General features: G+C 36.5%; 16 protein-coding genes, 1 tRNA gene and 1 CRISPR repeat array. Of the genes, 5 read left to right on the top strand and 12 right to left on the bottom strand.

From position 1 onward, the window contains the following. Positions 1-89: 89 nt before the first annotated feature. The 4 genes from AC00Y6_RS08370 to AC00Y6_RS08385 all read right to left on the bottom strand — a co-directional run bounded on the left by AC00Y6_RS08370 (position 90) and on the right by AC00Y6_RS08385 (position 4,851). A complete protein-coding gene (locus tag AC00Y6_RS08370) occupies positions 90-1,346 on the bottom strand; it encodes a site-specific integrase (protein ID WP_474490162.1) in 1,257 nt (418 codons plus the stop codon). A gap of 249 nt (positions 1,347-1,595) precedes the next feature. After that, positions 1,596-1,668: transfer RNA gene (locus AC00Y6_RS08375), tRNA-Phe, on the bottom strand. A gap of 92 nt (positions 1,669-1,760) precedes the next feature. Then, positions 1,761-3,605, bottom strand: coding sequence for a lysophospholipid acyltransferase family protein (locus tag AC00Y6_RS08380; protein WP_474490163.1), 1,845 nt, complete (start codon positions 3,603-3,605; stop codon positions 1,761-1,763). A 7-nt stretch (positions 3,606-3,612) separates the two neighbouring features. Beyond that, positions 3,613-4,851 (bottom strand): aspartate kinase, encoded by a 1,239-nt coding sequence (locus tag AC00Y6_RS08385; protein WP_474490164.1) that lies wholly within the window; start codon positions 4,849-4,851, stop codon positions 3,613-3,615. Between the two features lie 238 nt (positions 4,852-5,089). Here AC00Y6_RS08385 and fbp point away from each other — a divergent pair, with 238 nt between their 5' ends. From fbp to groL, 4 genes are all read left to right on the top strand, one after another. Beyond that, positions 5,090-6,109, top strand: a complete 1,020-nt coding sequence (gene fbp / locus AC00Y6_RS08390) for a class 1 fructose-bisphosphatase (protein WP_474490165.1) — start codon at positions 5,090-5,092, stop codon at positions 6,107-6,109. Between the two features lie 62 nt (positions 6,110-6,171). Then, the gene (locus tag AC00Y6_RS08395) at positions 6,172-7,176 is read left to right on the top strand and encodes an o-succinylbenzoate synthase (RefSeq protein ID WP_474490208.1); all 1,005 of its coding nucleotides are present in this window, start codon (positions 6,172-6,174) and stop codon (positions 7,174-7,176) included. 137 nt (positions 7,177-7,313) lie between these two features. Beyond that, complete coding sequence (locus AC00Y6_RS08400) at positions 7,314-7,592, top strand: co-chaperone GroES (protein ID WP_474490166.1); 279 nt, start codon at positions 7,314-7,316, stop codon at positions 7,590-7,592. Positions 7,593-7,709: 117 nt separating this feature from the next. Further along, entirely contained in the window at positions 7,710-9,335 is a 1,626-nt protein-coding gene (gene groL, locus AC00Y6_RS08405) for a chaperonin GroEL (RefSeq protein WP_474490167.1), read from the top strand. Positions 9,336-9,410: 75 nt separating this feature from the next. Here groL and AC00Y6_RS08410 read toward each other — a convergent pair whose 3' ends face one another. From AC00Y6_RS08410 to cas9, 7 genes are all read right to left on the bottom strand, one after another. Continuing rightward, the gene (locus AC00Y6_RS08410) at positions 9,411-9,857 is read right to left on the bottom strand and encodes a 6-pyruvoyl trahydropterin synthase family protein (protein WP_474490168.1); all 447 of its coding nucleotides are present in this window, start codon (positions 9,855-9,857) and stop codon (positions 9,411-9,413) included. Between the two features lie 181 nt (positions 9,858-10,038). After that, positions 10,039-12,867 (bottom strand): excinuclease ABC subunit UvrA, encoded by a 2,829-nt coding sequence (gene uvrA, locus AC00Y6_RS08415; RefSeq protein ID WP_474490169.1) that lies wholly within the window; start codon positions 12,865-12,867, stop codon positions 10,039-10,041. Positions 12,868-13,473: 606 nt separating this feature from the next. Continuing rightward, a CRISPR array of direct repeats spans positions 13,474-16,830; the repeat unit is 47 nt; unit sequence GTTGTGAATTGCTTTCATTTTTAAGTATCTTTGAGATATAACACAAC. A gap of 81 nt (positions 16,831-16,911) precedes the next feature. Further along, positions 16,912-17,136, bottom strand: a complete 225-nt coding sequence (locus AC00Y6_RS08420; protein ID WP_474490170.1) for an LPXTG cell wall anchor domain-containing protein — start codon at positions 17,134-17,136, stop codon at positions 16,912-16,914. 18 nt (positions 17,137-17,154) lie between these two features. Further along, the gene (gene cas2 / locus AC00Y6_RS08425; RefSeq protein WP_474490171.1) at positions 17,155-17,493 is read right to left on the bottom strand and encodes a CRISPR-associated endonuclease Cas2; all 339 of its coding nucleotides are present in this window, start codon (positions 17,491-17,493) and stop codon (positions 17,155-17,157) included. Positions 17,494-17,544: 51 nt separating this feature from the next. Next, complete coding sequence (gene cas1 / locus AC00Y6_RS08430; protein ID WP_474490172.1) at positions 17,545-18,438, bottom strand: type II CRISPR-associated endonuclease Cas1; 894 nt, start codon at positions 18,436-18,438, stop codon at positions 17,545-17,547. Further along, on the bottom strand, positions 18,435-18,845 hold the full coding sequence (locus AC00Y6_RS08435; protein ID WP_474490173.1) for a PIN domain-containing protein: 411 nt from the start codon (positions 18,843-18,845) through the stop codon (positions 18,435-18,437). Before AC00Y6_RS08435 ends, cas1 begins: the two co-directional genes overlap by 4 nt. Beyond that, positions 18,832-23,382 carry a type II CRISPR RNA-guided endonuclease Cas9 gene (gene cas9, locus AC00Y6_RS08440; RefSeq protein ID WP_474490174.1) on the bottom strand — a complete coding sequence of 1,517 codons (4,551 nt, stop codon included), beginning with the start codon at positions 23,380-23,382 and terminating at the stop codon, positions 18,832-18,834. The genes AC00Y6_RS08435 and cas9 overlap by 14 nt, the downstream gene beginning before the upstream one ends. A 281-nt stretch (positions 23,383-23,663) precedes the next feature. Here cas9 and AC00Y6_RS08445 point away from each other — a divergent pair, with 281 nt between their 5' ends. Further along, on the top strand, positions 23,664-24,458 hold the full coding sequence (locus tag AC00Y6_RS08445; protein WP_474490175.1) for a S1/P1 nuclease: 795 nt from the start codon (positions 23,664-23,666) through the stop codon (positions 24,456-24,458). Between the two features lies 1 nt (position 24,459). Here the strand turns inward: AC00Y6_RS08445 and AC00Y6_RS08450 are convergent, their stop codons facing one another. Continuing rightward, a complete protein-coding gene (locus tag AC00Y6_RS08450; RefSeq protein WP_474490176.1) occupies positions 24,460-24,948 on the bottom strand; it encodes a GNAT family N-acetyltransferase in 489 nt (162 codons plus the stop codon). Positions 24,949-24,958: the final 10 nt, after the last annotated feature.

Below are 24,958 nucleotides of genomic sequence, written 5' to 3' on the forward strand. Positions count from 1 at the left end.
TTGAAAATTCTTTTTTTTATGTGAAGAAAATCAAGGAAAATATGCTGATGTAATCAATCACAAAATTTTGAATATTAAAGAAAACTCGGCTATGAACCGAGTTTTTTATCATTTTCCTTCTGAACCTCATTTTTTTTCTCTAATACAAGTTTCAGATTCCCCATATCTTCGCTCACTTTCTTATCCAAAATTTTTGCATAATGTTGAGTAGTTTTAATGCTTTTATGGCCGAGCATTTTGCTAACACTCTCCATAGAAACATTGTTTGCAAGTGTAACTGTAGTTGCAAAAGTATGTCTCGCACAGTGGAATGTAAGTTTTTTGTTGATCCCGCAATTTTCCGCAATCGTTTTCAGGTATTCATTCACTTTTTGATTGGTATAAACTGGAAGTAACTTTCCCGAATTGGAAGAAACAGGATGATTTTCGTATTTCTTTATAATTTCTTCAGCAACGTGAAGTAAAGGAATATTTGATGCACTTCCTGTCTTTTGTCTGTTCGTGATAATCCAAAGATTTCCATCAATTCCTTTGGAAAGTTGGTCTTTTGTAAGATTAAAAATATCGATGTAAGCCAAACCTGTAAAGCAACTGAAAACAAATAAATCACGAACGAGTTCCAAACCTTTTCCCGAAAATTCCTTTTCGCGAATTGAAGAAAGTTCCTCATCAGTTAGAAAATTCACATTCACTTCATTAAATCTGCCTTTGTAGAAAATCACCAAATCTTTTTCTATCCAATTGTTTTGATAACAGATTTTTAAAATCTTACTCAAGTTTTTGGTGTGCTTCACCGCAGAATTATTGTTGATATTCGCTTTTGTTCGTAGAAAGAAATCAAAATCATTGAGAAAAGACGGTTCCAATTTCTGAATATTGATATCCGCTTTTTTGTGAAATGTCCACAAAAATTCCTTCAAATGCGACAAACAAGTTTTGAAATTTTTAAGGGTCGCAATCGCATACTCTTTGCCAACAAGTTTTTCCATTTTGGAATTGTGTTCCTCAAAAATTGGAATTAGGAACCTTTCTGTTGTTTTTGTTCCTGTGAGCAAACTCTTAATATCCGTAGCATCGAAAGGGTCGCCTAAGAAAACGAGTCTATTTTCGATTTCGAGGACTTTTGCTTGTAGAATATCAAAATGCTTGTTCATAACGCGCGCCTCCTCAGAATTGCCCTTTAAACGACTTTGAGCAGGATTCCATTTGCTACCTTCAACAAATTTTCCTGTTGAAAATTCTGTTCGTTGTCCATCTACTGTAATCCGCATGTAAATTGGGATTTTGGAACTAGATTTCGCTTTAGACTTTCTGGCATAAAATAATACCGAAACTTTTGCATTCATATTGATGACTTTATGGGTTAAAATTACCTTTTGGTGACCTATCAGACAAGATGTTCAATTGCTCTACACCTTTATTGATAGGCTTTTACAAAGAATTCGGTTACCTATAAAGTTCAAAAAATGGCAGGTCACCGAGAAGGTCACCTAATTTTTGAGAATATTTGTATTATTTTGAAATTCTCAAAAAACAAAAAAGCCCTTAAATACTAGGATTTAAGGGCTTTTGTAAGAAATTGTTGTTGTTTCTCGTGGTTTCTCCAGGGATCGAACCAGGGACACACGGATTTTCAGTCCGTTGCTCTACCAACTGAGCTAAGAAACCATTACTCTTATTGTTTTGAGTGGTGCAAAAGTAGTTTCTTTATTGTTACCATGCAAATTATAAGTGCTTAAATTCTGATATTTTATTTGACCTTACTGATTATCAGAAGATTTTTTTTCAGTTTGTGCTTTGAAAAAATCACTTAACTCTTCCAATACAGGCTTAATTGTATCTTCCGGGAGATCACTAATACGGATATACATCAATCCATCTATGGCATCATTGAAGTTGGGATCTACGTTAAAGGCTATTACCTTCGCATTTTGCTTGATATATTTTTTAATCAAAACCGGCAAACGAAGCTCAGGCTCCAGATCATCAATAATCTTATCCAGTTTGTTGAGATCGGCATCCATATCTTCAAAAAACAAAGCTTTATCACGCTCCTTCATCACCACCTTGTACTCATTTTTCGGATGGATGTATTGCGCCACTGCAGAGTCGTAGTAGTGAGACCGCATAAACTCGATCATCAAGGACTTTGAAAACTCAGAAAACTTGTTGCTGATACTTACACCACCCATTAAGAATTTATGTTCGGGATTTCTAAGACATACATGCACAATCCCTCTCCAAAGTAAAAATAGAGGAAATGGCTTCTGCTGGTAGTCTACTGAGATATAAGCGCGCCCCATCTCTATCACTTTTCGGAAAAAAGGCTGCAACTCGGGGTCATATTCAAAAAGAGAACTGGTATAGAAACCATTAATTCCTTGCTTTTTCATCACCTCGGCTCCCAAAGCCATCCGATAAGCACCCACCAATTTTTTGGCCGCATTATCCCAAAGGAAAAGATGGTGATAATGGTTATCATACTCATCCAAGTCAAAAGGTAAATTGGTTCCCTCTCCTATGGCACGGAAAGTCAGCTCCCGTTGGCGCCCGATCTCCCGCATAATTGAAGGTATCTCTGATTGTGTTGTGAAAAACACATCATAGTCACCATGCGAAAAAAGCTTCTTGTGCTCTGTTTTTTTCAGCGTTTCGATCTCGCTGATGATATCATCAATGGGCGTTTCATCAATAATGTTCTGAACTATATTATTTTGTTTTTGTAAAGGCAGCTTTAGTGACATGTTGGGCAACTTGAGCTTTTCTATGACACTTTTCCTTTTTTCATAATAGGACTTCAGCATATAAACCTTGTTGTAAAGGTAATCTGCCAATTCCTCTATTGTATCTTCCTCCTCCAACTGTTTGACAGAAATGGGTTTACCAATACGTACTCTGATAGGTTTTTCCCTTTTCTTCATCATTTCTGCGGGTAGCATCATCGTTTGCAAATCCGGGTGAATCTTGGCAATATTATAGAACATCTTGCTGTTGGTAGCATGAAAATACATAGGAACCACCGGAACTTTGGCTTTTTTGATTAATTTAAGAGCCGTTTTTTCCCAAGGTTTATCCAGGATTTCTCCATATTTATTATTCTTATTGGACACTTCGCCTGCCGGAAAAATACCAATACAGCCACCTTCTTTTAGATGACGCAGCGTTTCGCGCATACCATAGGAGCTGTTGTAAGCGTCTTTTCTGCCTTCAAATGGGTTAACTGAAATCACAAAAGGTGCCATCGGCTCGATTTTGGAAAGTAAAAAATTCCCCATCACCTTGAAGTCAGGTCGCACGCGCAGTAATATCTTACACATCAGAATGCCATCCAGCGCGCCCAGTGGATGATTGGAAACCAAGATGAAAGGTCCTGTTTTTGGAACTTTGGCCAAATCTTCTTCAAAAACAATGTAACTGATCTCCTGTTCTTTGATGAATTCATCAAAAAATTCAACGCCCTTGGTCTTTTTAAGTTTGTCATACAGACGGTTAACATCATTAATCTTTGTCAAATTCATGATGGCAGATGCGACAGGTCTTTTCAAAAAACCTATCTTGTCTAGGCCGGCTGCCTTTATTAAGTCTTCTTTGGATATTAAGCTCATAGTTTTTTTACATAGTTACCATTTGTAACGTTTTTTTGGAGATCTGCTCCAGCAATACCTTTTTGTCTTTATAAAAACGGTCCATATTATCAAGATCAACATTCCTCACTGTAAACAATGACACATTTTTGGTCATTTGTGTGGTGAAGCTATGTTGCAACTCTTCATTAAGTTCATTGGCATGTCCAAATTTATCCTCAAGGCATAACGCCAAGGAAATAGCGGAGTTCTGCATTAGCGAAACCTTAATTTTATATTTTGCAAGCAAAGTGAAGATAAGGCTCATGTGATCTTCTGCGATGAAAGAGAAATCTCTTGTTTCAACATTTAATAAAGTCTGATTTTCTTTTAAAATATAACTTTCTATCAATTCATTATCTGCAGAATCACCTACTTTGGTTCCCGGCTTTTCCGGTTCCAAAAATGATTTGACATAAAACGGAATATGTTTCTGCTTAAGTGGCTGAAGTGTTTTTGGGTGGATGACCGATGCGCCATAATAAGCCATCTCTATCGCTTCTTCATACGAGATATGCGTCAATAATTCTACATTATCAAATTTCCTCGGGTCACCTGTCATTACACCTGGTACATCTTTCCAGATGGTCATTTCATCCGCATTCAGGCAGTAAGCAAAAATAGCCGCTGTGTAATCGGAACCTTCTCGGCCGAGTGTTACCGTAAAATTATTATCCTCGGAGCCTATAAAACCCTGGGTTACGTAACAGTTAATTTTATCAAGTTTAGCAATATTTTGCTCGGTTTCCTGCCAATTAACAGTCCCTTCTCGGTAAGAGCTGTCGGTCTTAATATAATCCCGGGCATCCAACCAATGGTTAAAAAACTGAATATCATTAAGGTACTCGCTTAATATTTTTGACGAAATCATTTCCCCGCAACTTACCACCTGATCATAAACAAAATTGTAGTTTGGTGATTTGTTCCTTCTCAAAAAAGAATCAATATCATCAAAAAACAGAGAAATTTCCCCAAAAACGGCATGATTCTCATCAAACAAACCCTTGGCAATATCGATGTGGTTATTTTTTATCAATGCAATCTCGGATTGGTAATCCTGTTTTTTAAAGTAATACTCCACCACTTTTTCTAGAGCGTTGGTTGTTTTTCCCATGGCTGACACCACAAGTAAACATTTTTCAAAGCCCTGTGATTCAAGCACAAGCGCTACATTTTTTACACTTTCCGCATCTTTTACAGACGCACCGCCAAATTTGTAGATTTTCATTTAGATTCAGTTGTTAGGTCAAATATTACTCGGAATTAAAATAATGTTAAAATTGATTTTATTCGGGATTCAAAAATATTAATAATGGTTGAATTATGAAAACTGGATTCTGTAAACTCTTTCTTTTATATTTTAAACAATATTAATCCTATTTTAGGCATTATGACTAATAACATAATAATTCTGTATGGCCAAACCAAAAAAAAATTTAGATTTGTAAACCACCAAAAATTATAAAATGTCAGAACAAGCATTACAGACCTTAGGAGAATTCATTATTGAGAAACAGGACGATTTCCAATACTCCACCGGAGAACTTTCCCGGCTCATCAGTTCTATCAGGATTGCTTCAAAAATTGTAAACAGAGAAGTGAACAAGGCCGGAATTGCAGATATTATTGGCAAAGCGGGACAGGAAAATATTCAGGGCGAGGAACAGCAAAAACTGGATATCTTGGCCAATGACATTTTTATTGCCGCATTGTCTCAACGCGAAGTAGTGTGTGGGATTGCATCAGAAGAAAATGACGATTTTATCGAGATTAAATGTACCGGAAATGCGCATCTCAGCAAATATGTGGTTCTCATTGATCCTTTGGATGGTTCATCTAATATAGATGTCAACGTTTCTGTTGGTACTATTTTTTCGATCTACAGACGCGTTACGGCTCCGGGAACTCCTGTAAAATTAGAAGATTTTCTGCAAAGAGGAACCAGCCAGGTTGCAGCAGGATATGTGGTGTATGGCTCCTCTACAATGATTGTTTATACTACGGGAAATGGCGTGAACGGTTTTACGCTGGATCCGTCCATTGGAACCTATTATTTGTCACACAAAGACATAAAAATCCCGACTTTGGGAAAAATCTACTCTATAAACGAGGGCAATTATATCAAGTTTCCGCAAGGTGTAAAAGATTATATCAAATATTGCCAGGAAGAAGAAGGAGATAGGCCGTACACGTCGCGGTACATTGGCTCTCTGGTTTCCGATTTCCACAGAAATATGCTGAAAGGCGGCATCTACATCTACCCTTCTACATCGCAATCGCCAAACGGAAAACTGCGACTGCTCTACGAATGCAACCCAATGGCTTTTTTGGCAGAACAGGCTGGCGGAAAATGCAGCGACGGATATCGCAGAATTATGAATATTGAACCTACCGAACTGCATCAGCGCGTGCCTTTTTTCTGTGGCAGTGCCGCAATGGTGACCAAGGCAGAAGAATTTATGGCGAAAGCTGTGGATAAGAATTAATTAACAATTTCACAATTAATACAAAGGCCGTTTTCTCGGTCTTTTCTTATTTTTGCACGATGATGACTGCAACATATAATCAATACACACTGAATTTTAAACGCCCCAGTGGAACATCGCGTGGCGTGATGAATACCAAAGAAACTTATTTTATAGAAATTTTCGATGGGGACAAAAAAGGAATTGGCGAATGTGCACTCTTCCGAGGATTGAGTTTTGATGACGATGATGATTACGAAAACGCTCTGGAGTGGACTTGCCGAAACATCAACCTGAAACTGGAAGACCTGCAAGAAGAATTAATCAATCATCCTTCTATCATTTTTGGCGTAGAGCAGGCACTTCTTAACCTACAGCATCAGGGAGAACTTTATTTCCCGAGTGATTTTACAGAAGGTAAAGATTCGATCAAGATAAATGGTTTGATTTGGATGGGCGATGCAGGTTATATGCAGGAACAGATCGAAGAAAAACTAAAACTTGGATTTTCCTGCATTAAACTGAAAATTGGTGTGGATTGGGAATCTGAGAAAGAAGTTATCCAATCCCTTAGAAAAAAATTCCCGAAGGAAAAAATAGAACTGCGTGTGGATGCCAACGGCGCATTTTCTCCGGAAAAGGCCAAAACTGTTTTGGATGAACTGGCTGCATTGGACATTCATTCTATAGAACAGCCGATAAAAGCAGGAAATTGGGAATCCATGGCAGAACTTTGTAAAAATACACCAACGCCAATCGCTTTGGATGAGGAATTAATAGGGATACTGAATGCAGATTCAAAAAAAGAATTGCTTACAACCATCCAACCTCAATATATCATCCTGAAACCAAGCCTGATTGGCGGGTTTTCCGGTTCAGACGAGTGGATTAGTATGGCAGAAGAAAACAACATCGGCTGGTGGATCACATCGGCACTGGAAAGCAATATCGGTCTCAATGCCATCGCGCAATATACTTACACTAAGAAGAATCCGATGCCGCAAGGATTGGGAACAGGCGGACTATTCACAAATAATTTTGAGACACCTTTGGTTTTGAAAGGGGAAAAACTTTGGTTTGAAAACTAAATCTGCCAAAATTTCAGTTACAAAAAATAAAATCTGCCAATTTTAACTTCAACCTATCAAGTTCCCAACTCAGATCTTGTTGGCATAGTCTTGGGGAACAAAGAGACAGAAATAACTATTTAAAATTATATATCATTATGTCAGTAAATTTTAAACCATTAGCAGACAGAGTTCTTGTAGAACCAACTCCGGCGGAAACCAAAACAGCATCAGGTATTATCATCCCTGACACTGCCAAAGAAAAACCGCAAGAAGGTACAGTTGTAGCTGTTGGACCAGGAAAAAAAGATGAGCCAACTACTGTAAAAGTAGGTGACAAAGTTCTTTATGGAAAATACTCCGGAACTGAATTAAAATTCGAGGGTAAAGATTATCTGATTGTAAAAGAAGGAGATCTTTTAGGAGTTATCGGTTAAGATTTGTAAAAAAGTACATTTCATGATGTACAAAATATCTCAAACACTTTTAATAAAAATTTATTAAACCAAAAAAGTACAATTTCAGATTGTAAATAATATATTAATACAAAAAAAATGGCAAAAGAAATAAAATTCGATATCGAATCAAGAGACGCACTTAAAAGAGGTGTTGATGCATTGGCAAATGCAGTAAAAGTAACTTTGGGACCAAAAGGTAGAAATGTGGTTATCGAAAAATCATTCGGTGCACCGCATGTTACCAAAGATGGTGTATCTGTAGCTAAAGAAATTGAGCTGGAAGATAAAGTGGAAAATATGGGTGCACAGATGGTAAAAGAAGTAGCTTCTAAAACCAATGACATCGCTGGTGATGGTACGACTACCGCTACTGTTTTGGCTCAGGCTATCGTAAGAGAAGGTCTTAAAAACGTTGCTGCTGGTGCCAATCCAATGGATCTAAAAAGAGGAATCGATAAGGCTGTGGCAAAAGTTGTTGAAAACTTGAAATCCCAGTCTCAGACTGTAGGTGACAACAATGATAAAATCAAACAGGTTGCTTCTGTTTCTGCCAACAATGATGAAACTATTGGTTCATTAATCGCTGAAGCTTTCGGTAAAGTTGGTAAAGAAGGGGTTATTACGGTTGAAGAAGCAAAAGGTATCGATACTACAGTAGACGTTGTAGAAGGGATGCAATTTGACAGAGGTTTCCAATCTCCATATTTCGTTACTAACCCAGAAAAGATGGTTGCAGAATTGGATAACCCATATATTCTTTTGGTTGAGAAAAAAATCTCTTCTATGAAAGAATTATTGCCAGTTCTAGAACCGGTTGCACAAGGTGGAAAATCATTACTGATTATTTCCGAAGAAGTGGAAGGTGAAGCTTTGGCTACTTTGGTTGTTAACAAACTAAGAGGTTCTCTTAAAATCGCAGCCGTTAAAGCACCTGGATTTGGTGACAGAAGAAAAGCCATGTTGGAAGACATCGCAATCCTTACAGGTGGAACTGTAATCTCTGAAGAAAGAGGTTTCACAATGGAAAACATTACGACTGATATGTTGGGAACAGCAGAAAAAGTAGTGATTGACAAAGACAATACAACCATCGTAAACGGTGGTGGCGAGGAAGCTCAAATCAAAGGAAGAGTGGCTCAGATCAAAGCTCAAATGGAAACCACAACTTCTGATTATGATAAAGAAAAACTACAGGAAAGACTGGCTAAATTGGCTGGAGGTGTTGCTGTACTTTATGTAGGTGCAGCCTCTGAAGTAGAGATGAAAGAGAAAAAAGACCGTGTAGATGATGCCCTTCACGCCACAAGAGCTGCTGTAGAAGAAGGTATTGTTGCCGGTGGTGGTGTTGCTTTGGTAAGAGCCATTGCTGCTCTTGACAACTTCAAAGGTGACCATCTTGATGAAGAAACAGGTATCAAAATCGTTAAAAGAGCTATTGAAGAACCACTAAGACAGATTGTCGCAAACGCAGGTGGAGAAGGTTCTGTCATCGTAGCTAAAGTTGCTGAAGGAAATGGTGATTTTGGGTACAATGCTAAAACAGACGAGTATGTTAATATGCTTGAAGCAGGAATCATTGACCCGACTAAAGTAACAAGAGTTGCTCTTGAAAATGCTGCCTCTGTAGCAGGAATGCTTTTAACAACAGAATGTGTTATTACTGAAGTTAAAAAAGATGAACCTGCAATGCCAATGGGTGGCGGAATGCCGGGAATGATGTAATTATCAACAATCCAAATAAAAATAAAAACCGTTCTATTAATAGAGCGGTTTTTTTATTTCTGAAAACTTTTTTTACTAAGGATTTTCCTCTGCCAGCCATTCGCCATACGAGTTTTCTGTCTCGTGAAGTTTAAGATAAGCAAGCGTAATACCTTCTGGTAATTTAGATCTTATTTTAGAGGCTATATCATACAGCATATTTTCGCAGGTTGGCTGATAATCGCAAAAAATGACACGATGTCCGGCATTCTGTAGATCTTCACCAAGCATCTTATGTGGAGAATTGCCGTTGACCAAAACCGCATGATCCCACAAATCCACCACTTCTGATTTAACAATGGTTTTAATATCGCCAAAGTCCACTACCATTCCATTCTTGTGATCATCCAGATCATTGACAGGTTCTCCTTTTACAGTCACAAACAGTTTATAAGAGTGCCCATGCATGTTTTTACATTTCCCATCGTAATTATAAAGCACATGAGCAGTCTCAAAAGTGAAGATTTTTGTAATTCTTATCATAATGCAAAGATAATTAAAAAAGGGGATGTTAATTTATAGTAGAATTAATCGATTTTGGACCACCTTATTATATAGAAGGTAAGATATCTTCAACAAAAGATCAGTATAACTGTAATGCTTATCATTAATTTGCTCCGCGTGCAGCGAAGCGGCTAAACAAAATATCTTTGTACAATATATTTTACAACTCCTTCTTAAGAAATCTGGCTGTCAGACTTTTTTTAGATTTTATAATCTCTTCGGGTGTCCCCTCAGCAATGATCTGTCCGCCGTGTTTACCACCTTCGGGTCCCACATCTATGATATGGTCTGCCAGCTTGATTACATCCATATTATGCTCAATAATAATGAAAGAGTTACCTAATTCTACCAGCTGCTCTATGGCTTCCATCAGAATTTTAACATCTTCGAAATGCAAACCTGTGGTTGGCTCATCCAAGATATACAAAGTGTTGCCCGTTTGTCGTTTGGAGAGTTCTGTTGCCAGCTTTACCCGTTGCGCCTCCCCACCGCTGAGTGTTGTGGACTGCTGCCCTATGGTGATATAGCCCAGCCCGACATCCTGCAATGTTTTGACCTTATTATAGATTTTTGGGATTGGCTGGAAGAATTCCACCGCTTCATTAATCGTCATTTCCAATACATCGGATATGGATTTACCCTTGTAACGTACTTCCAGCGTTTCTCGGTTAAACCTTTTGCCGTGGCAGGTTTCGCAATGCACATATACATCGGGCAAGAAATTCATTTCGATGACTTTTAGGCCTCCACCCTGGCAGGTTTCACAACGCCCCCCCTTGACATTGAAGGAGAAACGCCCCGCTTTGTAACCCCGGATTTTACTTTCCGGCAGATCGGCGAAAAGATTCCTGATATCTGTAAACATCCCTGTGTATGTCGCAGGATTGGAACGTGGCGTCCTGCCAATCGGGCTCTGATCCACATCCACAATTTTGTCGATATTATCAATCCCTTCAATACTTTTATAAGGCAAAGGTTCCTGAATGGCACGGTAAAAATGCCGGTTGAGGATGGGATACAATGTCCCGTTAATCAAAGAGGATTTACCACTTCCCGAGATCCCCGTGACTACCACCAGTTTCCCCAATGGGATTTCAAGGGTTACATTTTTAAGGTTATTTCCTGTAGCTCCTTTTAAGATGATTGATTTGCCGTTGCCAGCCCTGCGCTCTGCCGGTATTTCTATTTTACGTTTGCCAGTAATATAATCAGCCGTAATGGTTTTGGCTTTGGCAATATCTTTGGGATCGCCTTGCCAAAGGACTTCTCCACCATATTTACCTGCTCTTGGACCTATGTCTAAAACATGGTCTGCTTCCAGAATCATGTCTTTATCATGCTCAACGACCAATACCGAGTTGCCGATGTCCCGCAGTTCTTTTAATGATTTAATAAGTCTTTCGTTATCACGCTGATGGAGTCCTATAGACGGCTCATCCAAAATGTAAAGCACGTTGACGAGCTGGGAACCGATTTGTGTAGCCAGCCTAATGCGCTGAGACTCCCCGCCCGACAATGTTTTTGAACTTCGGCTCAGGCTCAGGTAATCCAACCCGACATCCAAGAGGAACTGCAACCGTGTTTCGATTTCCTTTAGGATCTCGTGGGCAATCAGTTTATTTTTATCACTGAATTTATCCCTAACCTCGGCCAGCCAGTCTTTGAAATCCAGAAGGGAAAGCCCGTTGACTTCGGCAATATTTTTGCCGTCGATTTTAAAACTCAAGCTTTCTTTACGGAGGCGTGCGCCTTTGCATGACGGGCAAACTTCTTCCGTCGTAAAGTTTCGTTCCACAAGTACAGCATCATAATTTTCCTTTTCCTCTACCATGCCTTCAAGAATATTGACAAGGCCATCAAAGTTAATTTTGATCTTCTTGGAGATCCCGGCATGTTTCAGTTCTTTGGTAACATCCTTGCTGTAACCGTTATAGATATACTCTAGCGCTTCCTGCGGAATATCCTTAAAAGGTGTAGTAAGGCTGAGATCAAACAATTCCAATATCGCCTTGATCTGAGAAAGGATCCATTTGTTGGATTTGATTTGCTCCAGAGGAAGTAATGCCCCCTGATTAATAGACAGGCTGTCATTCTCCACAAAATAGTCCGTATTTACTTTTTTCACTGTCCCCAGACCTTTACAGGTCTCGCAGTGGCCCTTGGGGGAGTTGAAGGAAAATGTATTAGGCTCGGGCAAAGCGAGGGAATCCCCCGTTGTATCATCCATCAGATTCTTACTGAAAAACTGAGCCTGCTCCTGCCCCATTTCCTGAATAGCAATAGTCCCTTCACCCATTTCCATAGCCGTTTTAAGGGATTTTGGCATCCGTAATTCGGAAGCATTTTCACCAATAATCCACCTGTCTATTACCACTTCTATATCGTGCGTTTTATAGCGGTCCAATTTCAAGTCATACTCAATATCCTGCAAATTACCGTCAATACGTGCCTGAGAATAGCCTTTTTTGGACAGCTGTACAAAAAGCTCATGGTAATGGCCTTTTCTGGATCTTACCACAGGCGCCAGGAGATACACTTTTTTCCCTGCGTAATTATCTTTGATGGTGTCCAAGATCTGCTCTTCGGTATAGCTTACCAGTTTTTGGCCAGACGATAATGAATAAGCATCTGAAACCCTTGCAAACAGAAGCCTTAGGAAATCATACAACTCTGTAATTGTCCCCACCGTAGAACGTGGGTTTTTGTTGGTAGTTTTCTGCTCAATGGCAATTACCGGCGAGAGCCCTTCTATCTTATCCACATCAGGACGCTCCAAACCACCCAGAAACTGTCTGGCATAAGCCGAAAAGGTCTCAATATAGCGGCGCTGCCCTTCGGCAAAGATGGTATCAAAAGCCAGTGAGGATTTTCCACTACCGGAAAGTCCTGTGATGACAACCAGTTCATTTCTTGGGATTTTGACAGATATATTTTTGAGATTGTGCTCCCTGGCACCATAAACTTCTATAAAGTCCTGATTATCTTTCATATTCAGATATTCACTTAAATTTTAAGGTCCACAGCTATTGATATTATCGAATAAAATTAAAGCTTATAAAATCAATACATTACCATGGATGTTCCCAATTCTGAGAAGAGACAAAAATACGGAAATTAATTGAGGGAGACATGTAAGATTAGCATATATCTGCTGGATGATTTACAACCATGCACCGTTATAAGAGTATTGGATTATCTATATTTTAAGGTATAATCCATTATCAAAAATATAATATATGATAAGGTGCCAGCCCATGAACTATCCATGGCTTTAATAGGGCTTTACTATGGCTTATCTATGAATGTGCTATCAATAATAAATGACTCCTATTGTTGCTTAAACTTAAATCAGGAATTGTTGAGCTTTTATGCGGTTTGTGTTCTTGTGTAAAATGTTATGATTCTTTTGGAACGGCCTGATGTGAATATGTCTATCATTGAATAAAATGCAGATTATGTCATTGTTTTTTAACTTTACATATATTGGACTTGATTGGGTTGATTGTTAAAAACAATTATCATCACTTTCGCTTCATTTTTGAGTATCTTTGAGATACAACACAACTGGATTATAGAAATGGCCGAGCTATCCGGTGTTGTGAATTGCTTTCATTTTTGAGTATCTTTGAGATACAACACAACTCTCACGGAAGGTTTGCAACTGGATGAAGTGTTGTGAATTGCTTTCATTTTTGAGTATCTTTGAGATACAACACAACGTTGTAGATTTGTTGCCTAAAACATTAATAGTTGTGAATTGCTTTCATTTTTGAGTATCTTTGAGATACAACACAACATGAATTACGCAACATCATTAGAACAATTGGTTGTGAATTGCTTTCATTTTTGAGTATCTTTGAGATACAACACAACTGTCGTCTGCATTGATATGGCAACTTTGGTGTTGTGAATTGCTTTCATTTTTGAGTATCTTTGAGATACAACACAACCTGTTGTAACGCCTTTCATTCTAGGAGACGGTTGTGAATTGCTTTCATTTTTAAGTATCTTTGAGATATAACACAACTGATGATTTAAATATATAATGGCAGATTTTGTTGTGAATTGCTTTCATTTTTAAGTATCTTTGAGATATAACACAACACCCCAAAAGTATATCTGAGCCATTACCTTGTTGTGAATTGCTTTCATTTTTAAGTATCTTTGAGATATAACACAACTTAAAAGAAAAGTAGATGTTAAACTTTTCTGTTGTGAATTGCTTTCATTTTTAAGTATCTTTGAGATATAACACAACTGCAAAACCGTTTTTTGCAGCTGCATTTCTGTTGTGAATTGCTTTCATTTTTAAGTATCTTTGAGATATAACACAACAATCTTACAGATTTAGTGTTAGAGCTTGTTGTTGTGAATTGCTTTCATTTTTAAGTATCTTTGAGATATAACACAACCTGTAGGGCTAGAGGATTTCAACACTCTAAGTTGTGAATTGCTTTCATTTTTAAGTATCTTTGAGATATAACACAACTATGACGGCCGCCGTTAGGTTATATTTCAAGTTGTGAATTGCTTTCATTTTTAAGTATCTTTGAGATATAACACAACAAACGTCAACGACTTCCGTCTATGCTTATAGTTGTGAATTGCTTTCATTTTTAAGTATCTTTGAGATATAACACAACTTCTGTTTTTTAAGATAAGCTCTGTATTCAGTTGTGAATTGCTTTCATTTTTAAGTATCTTTGAGATATAACACAACACTGGGGAATTATATTACCCGATGAATGGGGTTGTGAATTGCTTTCATTTTTAAGTATCTTTGAGATATAACACAACTTTGAGTCAGTTCAGTATGATCTCATCAATGTTGTGAATTGCTTTCATTTTTAAGTATCTTTGAGATATAACACAACAGATTAAGAAAGATAGCGTTAGTAAGTCTGGTTGTGAATTGCTTTCATTTTTAAGTATCTTTGAGATATAACACAACTGACAAAATCTAATTGTCTAACGACGGTGGGTTGTGAATTGCTTTCATTTTTAAGTATCTTTGAGATATAACACAACTATCTCTACATCGGGGCAAGTAACGTGCAGGTTGTGAATTGCTTTCATTTTTAAGTATCTTTGAGATATAACACAACCCCCGCTACTTATACCCCCGCTTACGAGAAGTTGTGAATTGCTTTCATTTTTAAGTATCTTTGAGATATAACACAACCGGCAAGATTTGAGGTGCTGAATGACACGGGTTGTGAATTGCTTTCATTTTTAAGTATCTTTGAGATATAACACAACTTTTACAACAGCATTGTTACGGCTCACCTTGTTGTGAATTGCTTTCATTTTTAAGTATCTTTGAGATATAACACAACAAAAAAGGAAAGAAAAAGCCGACCAAACCGGTTGTGAATTGCTTTCATTTTTAAGTATCTTTGAGATATAACACAACCAAATGAGGAGTGGGAAAGTATACTTATAAGTTGTGAATTGCTTTCATTTTTAAGTATCTTTGAGATATAACACAACAGTGTTCGCTTAAAGGCTATTGCTGAAAAAGTTGTGAATTGCTTTCATTTTTAAGTATCTTTGAGATATAACACAACTTCCACTTTCTCCTTTATTATATTCAGAGAGTTGTGAATTGCTTTCATTTTTAAGTATCTTTGAGATATAACACAACGAATCCTGATAAATCCGTTTTTTTCTATAAGTTGTGAATTGCTTTCATTTTTAAGTATCTTTGAGATATAACACAACAGGTAGATTTTACAATTATGATTAATTTGAGTTGTGAATTGCTTTCATTTTTAAGTATCTTTGAGATATAACACAACTAGAGATTCAATACTTTGTACGTCTTCATCGTTGTGAATTGCTTTCATTTTTAAGTATCTTTGAGATATAACACAACTTCAAAACCTACGCTTTTACCCTCGATGATGTTGTGAATTGCTTTCATTTTTAAGTATCTTTGAGATATAACACAACAATAAACAAAACAAAGATTAACAATTAATAGTTGTGAATTGCTTTCATTTTTAAGTATCTTTGAGATATAACACAACTGATCGATGCTCCAAGCTACGACAGCGACAGTTGTGAATTGCTTTCATTTTTAAGTATCTTTGAGATATAACACAACTAAGTCTGTGGCACTCACGGCAACATCTCCGTTGTGAATTGCTTTCATTTTTAAGTATCTTTGAGATATAACACAACGATTTAGTGAGGGAAGTTTCTCTGTTGGTGGTTGTGAATTGCTTTCATTTTTAAGTATCTTTGAGATATAACACAACAGCGAAGCATCAAAGTTACTTCCCGAGCCTGTTGTGAATTGCTTTCATTTTTAAGTATCTTTGAGATATAACACAACCTATAAGCTCCATAAGTTGCAACCAGAACAGTTGTGAATTGCTTTCATTTTTAAGTATCTTTGAGATATAACACAACAGCTGTCAATGCCAGACCTACACCTCTCACGTTGTGAATTGCTTTCATTTTTAAGTATCTTTGAGATATAACACAACAAACGTCATTTTTTTTCGTCTACATTTTCTGTTGTGAATTGCTTTCATTTTTAAGTATCTTTGAGATATAACACAACGCGAGTAAGATGCTGAGCCATTTCTACATGGTTGTGAATTGCTTTCATTTTTAAGTATCTTTGAGATATAACACAACCTGTCTGAATGGGAAAAAGTTTTCTTTCTCGTTGTGAATTGCTTTCATTTTTAAGTATCTTTGAGATATAACACAACAGTACGGTATAGTTTATTATTCCAGAAGACGTTGTGAATTGCTTTCATTTTTAAGTATCTTTGAGATATAACACAACTTGACCCGGAGGTATTAAGCGGCTATGTAGGTTGTGAATTGCTTTCATTTTTAAGTATCTTTGAGATATAACACAACCCTTCGGAAACGTTATCTCTTTTTAATGAGTTGTGAATTGCTTTCATTTTTAAGTATCTTTGAGATATAACACAACCTCAAAATTCAACCCTCTGTTTACCAGAGGGTTTTTCACTATTTTAGGATTAAAAAAAATTAAAAAAACAGGATTTAATTTCTAAAAATGAGATGAATTATTATTTTTAGATTTAAAATACAAACCAAAAAATCCGAGTAATATCAAAAATCCAATTATAATAAATGTTACTTTCTCATCTGTTCCAAAAATGCTTTGGACAAATGCTCCGACATAGGTAAAAAATAAAATAATCCCCCAAAAGACAATAGGCACTAAGCATATTATTAGCCCTAATATTATTGCGATTTTTAATATTGTATTCATCTTTTATCTGTAATATGGTCAAAACAATTCAAGTTGCTGGAAGGTTGGTGGTGGTTCTTCTCTGTTCCTGGCAAAGAAAATTTCTATATCACCAAACTGCTTGTCGGTAATGCACATTATGGCCACTTTCCCGGCTTTGGGAAGCATAAATTTGACGCGCTTGATATGGACCTCAGCATTCTCCCGACTTGGACAGTGGCGTACATACATCGAAAACTGAAACAATGTGAAACCATCATCCATCAAACCTTTACGAAAGCGATTGGCATCCTTCATATTGGCTTTAGTCTCAGTCGGTAAGTCGTATAGTACTAAAACCCACATAATCCGGTATGCGTTAAACCTTTCGGCATTCATTTTTTATTGTATTAAGTACAATGTGAAAAGTATGACGACGTATCGATTTTTTCATATCAATTCAGGATATGAGATTAGTCGCTTCTCTCCTGTATAACATTTATAAAGCGAAGTAGCAGTCGTTTTTACTGCCACCAACAATGGTCTTGTCTTATCATCTATGATTACATCTTTAGTTGCGATTTGCAGAATGTGAGCTTTGAATTCCTTAGTCAATTCTTCGGTATCAGGATTGATTTTCAACCATTGCATCACCAATAAATCTACAAAGGGGCGATAGGGCTCCATCAGATCATCGGCAAGGCAATACGGATTGTATTTATTCTTGTGAAAAATACCCAAAACAGGAAGCAAGCCTGTTTCTATAATGGCTCTTGCGACAATGCTCCTAAGAACGGCATACCCAAAATTGAAAAACTGGTTGGGCGAATCCCCAAAGCGCTGCCTGAGAAAATCAAGACTAATCAAATATTTCCAGTAATGCTGCGCCGCAATGCCTTCCATATTGGTGATGTCGCCGGATTTTACATTTCTTTGGTACTCTATCATTGGCTCATGATAATTTCCCAATCTCACCAAAACATTTTTCTGATTTTCTATCTTGCATTCCACCGTTTGTTTCCAAAGTTGTTTTTTGAGTGGTTCGCTGGCTTCCAATTGGTCTTTTACCCGGTCTGAATGTTCAGTATGACCATAAAGTGGCAACATAATGCCGTGTGGCAAATGTTGCGCATCACAACTCACCACCACCACATTATTGCCCATCATTTTCTGGATGAGCTGATGGGAGAGCGTGATTTGAAAATGATCCAGCATTAACAAGCCCAAATCCTCTACCGGAACTTTACCCTTCATCTGTTTGGTTTCCGGGCAAAGGATGAACATTTGTTCATCTTTTAGCTTGAGATAAGCGGGATTGCCAATGTAGATGGAGCGGGTGATCATATAAAAGGATTAATTATTTTTAATTTTTTATCGACTATCATTCCATCACACATATCTTCCGACAACAAAACAGAACAATTATTAAGTATTGAATCAGCAAGTACTAAAATGTCACTTAATCCATAATTATATTTTTGAACTAAAAAGTTAGCATAATTATAAATATCACTATGTTGAGAAAGTGGATATACTAATTCTGATAGTAATTTAAGGGTAAGCTTAGTAATTTCATTTTTCTCCATTTTAAATTTTCTTTCAAGTACTTTTATAAATTCGAAAATAACTAATTGAGTAACAAATGGTTTTTTGAGCAATATCTCTATTGCTATATCTTGCTTACTTATGTCTCTATTGTCATAGGCATATAAAAGAACATTTGCATCAATTGCTATTTTATCTATATTCATTAAACATCTGTTTTACTTTTTCTTTTGTTAAAAAATTTATATTTCCTATCCTATCAATTACTAATTTGATACAATTTTCCTTTATCATTATTGGCTTTGCATCTTTATCTAATATACACTGACCATCAAAAAAATTTTGAACCCTTTCGCTCTTACTATTTGTACCATTTTCATTTTTAACGATTTCTCTCGAACTTGAAAATGGGATAAAATGACCTTCACCACCTGTGCAACTTACGAACTTATATATCTTTTTTGATTGATGTTTATTTAGTGAATTGAGATTTGATAAATTGAAACTTTCCTTTTCATCTTCATTTAGAACATATACTAAATCATTTGGAGATAAATCAAATAAAAGCTTATTCCCTTTTTCATTTTGTAATGGGACTGGATTTAGTCCTTGTTTCTGTCTTTCTACAACAATATTCAAAGGAATTGTTTCATAACTTCTCTTTCCGTTTTTATCCTCGTAAACTGCAAAGAATAAATTGGTTCCTTTATCGGCTTCAACCCATTTATGTCTTGTTCCAATATTATTTCCAACAGCAAAACGACCACTTCCGTTTTCTGCAATTGGTAATTTATAAACAGGTATTTTCCTTTTTAAATTAAAGTGTTCTATTCCTTCAGTACTAAATGCTTTTTCTAAATCATTATTACATTTTTTCAAATGATTAATCAAATCTTGCTTTAGCTTAAAATCAGCGATCTTGTTTATTAATTTAATTGCATCTGCAGATGTTTTTACTCCACCTTGCCCTCTATTAGCAAGTTCCATTATTGATTGTCGTTTTCTAAACTTTTCCGATTTTATCTTAAATGCTGTGACTAAAATGGCATTTCCGCTTTCATCTTTAATAGGATTTTTCTTTAATTTTTTTTGAGTATCTGTAACCTTGGAATTATTATCATTTAAAATATTTTCGACTTTTGTTCTAATTTTCTCATCGATTATAAATTCTCGCTTTCCTACATTATCAGCTATTTTCAACATATCGAACTCATACACTTTCTTACCATAAGGCATTGGTGTATGTAATGACTTTCTAATCGCCCAATTTATTCCGGTCTGCTCTACTCTTTCTTTGGTTTTCACACCATCTTTCTCAATATATTTTTCATAATAATTTGTAGCTTTATTAATAACTCGCAGATTTTGTTTAAAGCTCACCACAATTTTATCTAAAGAATTTTTAGCTTCAACAGTAAAGTTTTCCCAAGGTTTTTTGAACTCTGTAAATTTATCACGTTCCTTGCCTTCTTTATCTATCCATTTTTCAGTATGACGGAGTTTGTGCTGTAAATCATAACGTTTCGTATCTGATTTTGCAGACTGATTATTGAGCAGGTTTACGTGGTCCTTAGTTGCACAAGCAATCACCAAAGCATCCAAAGCGTGGTGGCGATGGTCAATTCTTTTCTTTGAAAATCCTTTGGAAAACTCAACCGGAACAGTTGGTAGAAATTTCTGATGATTTTCATTCCAGGCAGTGAAATCTTTTGAGTTGGTAAGCTCATTCATCCGCTCAAATCTTGGTAAAATCAGTTCATTCCAAACGTCATTCAAACCCCAGTCCTGTTTCAGTTTGGTAGTTATTTTTCCGTTTCCGGGAACGATATTTTTAGAATTTACCCCCTCATCACTTCCATCTTCTACCCGGACGATATTCGACAGAACGCCGGAAATATATTTGCTGATGTGGCGTGTATCATTCATCTGGCGCTCAATCATTTTCTCGGGAATTTCCTCCAACAAAAGTTTATTCCTTTTTCCCCGATTATTGGCGTAATGTTTCTTGACGAAATCTTCATATTCATCAATCTCAAAAACTTTAATTGATTTTCCAAAACCAGTTTCTACTATTGTTCCGTGAAACTGTTTGATGAACGCTAGTCCGATATAATTATCTTTCAGTTTATTAACCGCAGATTCGCAAATGATTTTATTGCTAAAACTGTCATCAAAATACCTGCTTTGCGGAATAATATGCTCAATTTCATATTCCGGGGTGAAGAGCTTATTCAAAGGAATAATCTGCCCGGTGTAAGGCGATTTATATTTCTGCTCCAACCACAGTTTGTACCTCTTTAAATCTGAAGGAGATGGTTGCGCTGTTTTACTGATCTTCAGATATTCATCGTCAATCTCGATTCCTGAGTTTAAAACGCCATCTTCATAAATTTTCAAAATCTCCTGTTGCATAGGCGAAAACGGACGAACATTTTCAACCGATTGGTCATTCATCATTTCAGCCAACAAAGCTTTGATACGGAGATTGGTGTTTTCGTTTTCAGTAATCTGGTTTGTTAATTTTTTTCTATCGTCCGCAGGAAGCTTCATTTCTCTTCCCAGCTCGATGTGAATTTCATTAAAGAAATCTTTCGTTCCGTTTCCATATTTCAGCCAGATATCTTTCACCACACGAAGCGTTTCCGTAATTACCTGTTCTACAATCGGGTTACGAAGTGAATGTTGCTTAAATTCTTTTAAAAACACCTCCAAATCTTCCGCTGAATTCCATTTGCCGGTTATTGAGGCTTCAGCGTGTCTTCCGTAGATAATATATTGAGCCAACCATAATTGCAATCCCTGAAAATCGTTTTCTGTGGTCAAATGAAGGGCTTTTTCTCTAACCTTATCTTTAATATTCTCATCATATTCTCCGTTGATGATTTTCTGAATTCTGTCTTTTGAATACTTGTCAATAGCTGAATAACTCCAATATCTACCCAATCTCATCAAAGGCAACAATTTCTTAATCGCTTTTTCAGAAAAAGAACCGTATTCACTTTTGAACGGAGGAAACTTTTTGAACGCTTCGAAGAAAGAATTTTCATCCAGATTATTCTTTCTTGCAAATGATTTCAAGGCTTTTTCGTATTCAATTTTGTCGTTTACGGAGTAGATAATGTGCCAGATTTTCTGTTCTATTTCCCTCGTAAGGAAATCATCTGAAATACTTTCTACTTTCTCCAACCGCGAAGAAATCATCGTTTTGGTTTCATTGCAGGGATATTTTTTATCTTCTACAAAATTCCAACGATGCGTTTTTTCATTCAATTTAAAATGTTTGAGCAAAGCTTTTTGGTCAACTTCTTTTCTATGATTCACAAACTCGAACAGATTTTCAAAATCCTTGGTCGTATTCAAAAATTCATTCGTAACGTTATTATCATTGTCCTTTTTATAAATATTTAGATTATAAATCCATTGCCAAATCCTGAATTCTTGATAATAAGGATTGGATTTCGGAATAGCTTTCAAGTATTGTGTGTGTTCTACTTCATTTTCATCCTTATATTTTCTGAATTCCAAAGTGCAGTTTGAAATGGAAGATTTCTGACTTCTCAATGGTCTTTGATAGAAAATAATGTCCTCCATAAAAAGATGAACAAAATCTTTTTTGCTTAAAGTCAACTGGTGCGCTTCATTATTTCGGTACAGTTCACGAACGCAATCACTGTACAAATCATCATTCTGTAATTCCTGATGATATTCTTTTTGCTTCTCAAGAATTTGCTTAAGTTCTTCTTTATAAAACTTTCTTTCAATCGTACTGACTAATTTTCCTTTGATTTTTTGTTTTGGATTTTGAAGAAGCGTTTCATAAATATAAGTTCCAACGGTTTTGTGTGATTGGTCAATTTGCTGCTCGGTTTTCTTCTTCACCAAAGTCCAATCATTCTCACTCGGCGCACGGAAACTTCTTTTTTCATTGCCGTCTCTATCCGTTTTGATACTTCCATCATCATTCAAATCAGTCGTAACAATGAAATCTCTTGTTTTGTCCTTCCAATCAAACAATGGCATTTTACTTGAACGCCTGTAAATCCATCCATTTTCCAAAACCAAAGAGTACCAAATATCAGATTTCCCTTTTTGTGGTTCATCTGCTAAGACATCTACAATTTTTAAAGAATAAAACTCAACCAGTTTATTCGGATTCTCTTCTTCCTCCTCACCGCGCAACTGATAATAACCCCGTTTTTGATTAAAATTCAGCAGAATCCAAGCCAGTTCTTCTTTTTCTATTTTATGCGAAAGAGCTCTATTTCGGAGATAATAAATAGTCCAGTCATATGGTATCTTTTTATCATTTTCCAAAAGCTGAGGCTGATGCTTTCTAAAGTCAGCAAGCATTTCTTCAAAAGATTTTTTGAAAATAAATTCCTTGCCATCATAGACGAGTTTTGGCTCTGTTTCTTCTTTGAACTTGCCAAATCTTTTTTCAAAATCGATTTCAGAAGCATAATGTTCTGGTAAAAAATTTAAGACATTCAAAACCCTGTGCAATCTTTCTCTTCGCAAGAGGAATCTTTCACGCAATCTTCTTACGCTTCTGTAACCAGTTCTTGCAGCAGTCTGAGAAACAGAATTTCCTTTGCCAAAATCACCAAGTATATCCTGCGACATCGGAATAATCCGGCTTCCCATCCCGAGAATTTCCCCTTGTTTGTTCTGAAAGTCTTGTTTAATTAACGCCCACCCAATCGAGTTGGTCCCTAAGTCTAATCCAAGTATATTTTTCGCCATAATTATTAGTTTCACATAAATTGTTTAAATTTAATAAGAAAAAAAAGATCATGTTTACGGTTTTCCGTAATTGTAGAAAATAAATATTCTCTATCTTTGAAACCGAAAGCAATTCACAATAAGGATTATTCCGTTGTGAAAACATTTAGCGCCTCGACTATCTTCGGGGCTTTTTTATTACCATAGTTTTCAAACAGTTTACTTTAATAATATTTAACAATTACATAAGGGTAAATAAAGTATTGATAAAGGTATATTTGCACATTGAAATTTATCAAAAAATGAAACTTATTTTATCTAAATTCGCAGTAGCTCTTTCGGTGCTATCCTCTTTCTACTGTTTTGCTTGGGGGCTTACCGGCCATCGTGTAGTCGCAGAAATTGCACAACATCATTTAAGCTCAAGGGCTGAACGTAAAATCAAAAAACTCCTCGGGAACGAAAAGCTGGCTTACTATGCCAACTGGCCGGACTTTATCAAATCTGATACTACAGGTGTGTACAAGGAAAGTTCGACATGGCATTATGTGAATATCAACCCACAAAAGAATTTCCAGCAATTTAAGGATTCCCTTACTGCGCAAAAAGGTCCCAACCTGTATACACAGATTAAAGCATTATCAGAGAAAATTAAAGATAAAAATGTTTCTGATGCCGAAAAGAAGACAGCTCTAATCTTTCTTATTCACCTTGTAGGCGACCTTCACCAACCAATGCATGTTGGAAGAGCTGACGATTTGGGGGGTAACAAGATTAACGTAACCTATTTTGGACAAAACAGCAACTTGCATTCGGTTTGGGATTCTAAACTAATTGACAGCCAGCAGTACAGCTATACTGAATTTGCTGATGTTCTTGACCGTAAAACCAAATCGGAAGATGAACAAATACAAGGTGGCACGCTGGAAGAATGGTTGTACGACAGCCACAAACTGGCTAATTCTATCTATTATCATACGCCAAACAACTCCAAGTTAAGTTATGATTACAACTACCGTTATGAGCCGATTATTGAGAAACAATTGCTCTATGGTGGACTAAGATTAGCGAAAGTTTTAAATGATATTTTTGGGTAAATCAATCCAAATTTTTAATCATCCAAAGATTACAGCCAGAATGCCCTGTATTACCCAATGCCTTTTCAAGATAACGGAAACCTTGTTTTTCGTAGATTGAAACGGCATTGCTAAATTCCGGCAAACTTTCCAGATAAATATTTTGATAGCCCCAATTTTTGGCTTTTTCCACACATTTTTCCATTAGCAATTTTCCGATGCCTTTTCCTCTCGCCTCTTTTGCAAGATAGAATTTGACCAACTCGGTTGTATCTTCGGGTAGATTTTCGGTTGGAAAAATACCACAACAGCCGAGGATAATACCGTCTTCTTCCGCAACAAAAAGTATAGATTTCTCTGCCTGAAACAAGGCATACAAATCATCGGTTGTAGGGTCTGTAAACACGGTTCCAAAAGTAGATTTCACTTCAAAATCATGAAAACAGCTTCTGATAATTTTGGCTAAAATTTCGTTGTCTTCTTTCTTGTTTTTTCTTATTGTAATTGACATTCAGATTGTT

It is taken from the genome of Epilithonimonas sp., assembly GCF_056329745.1.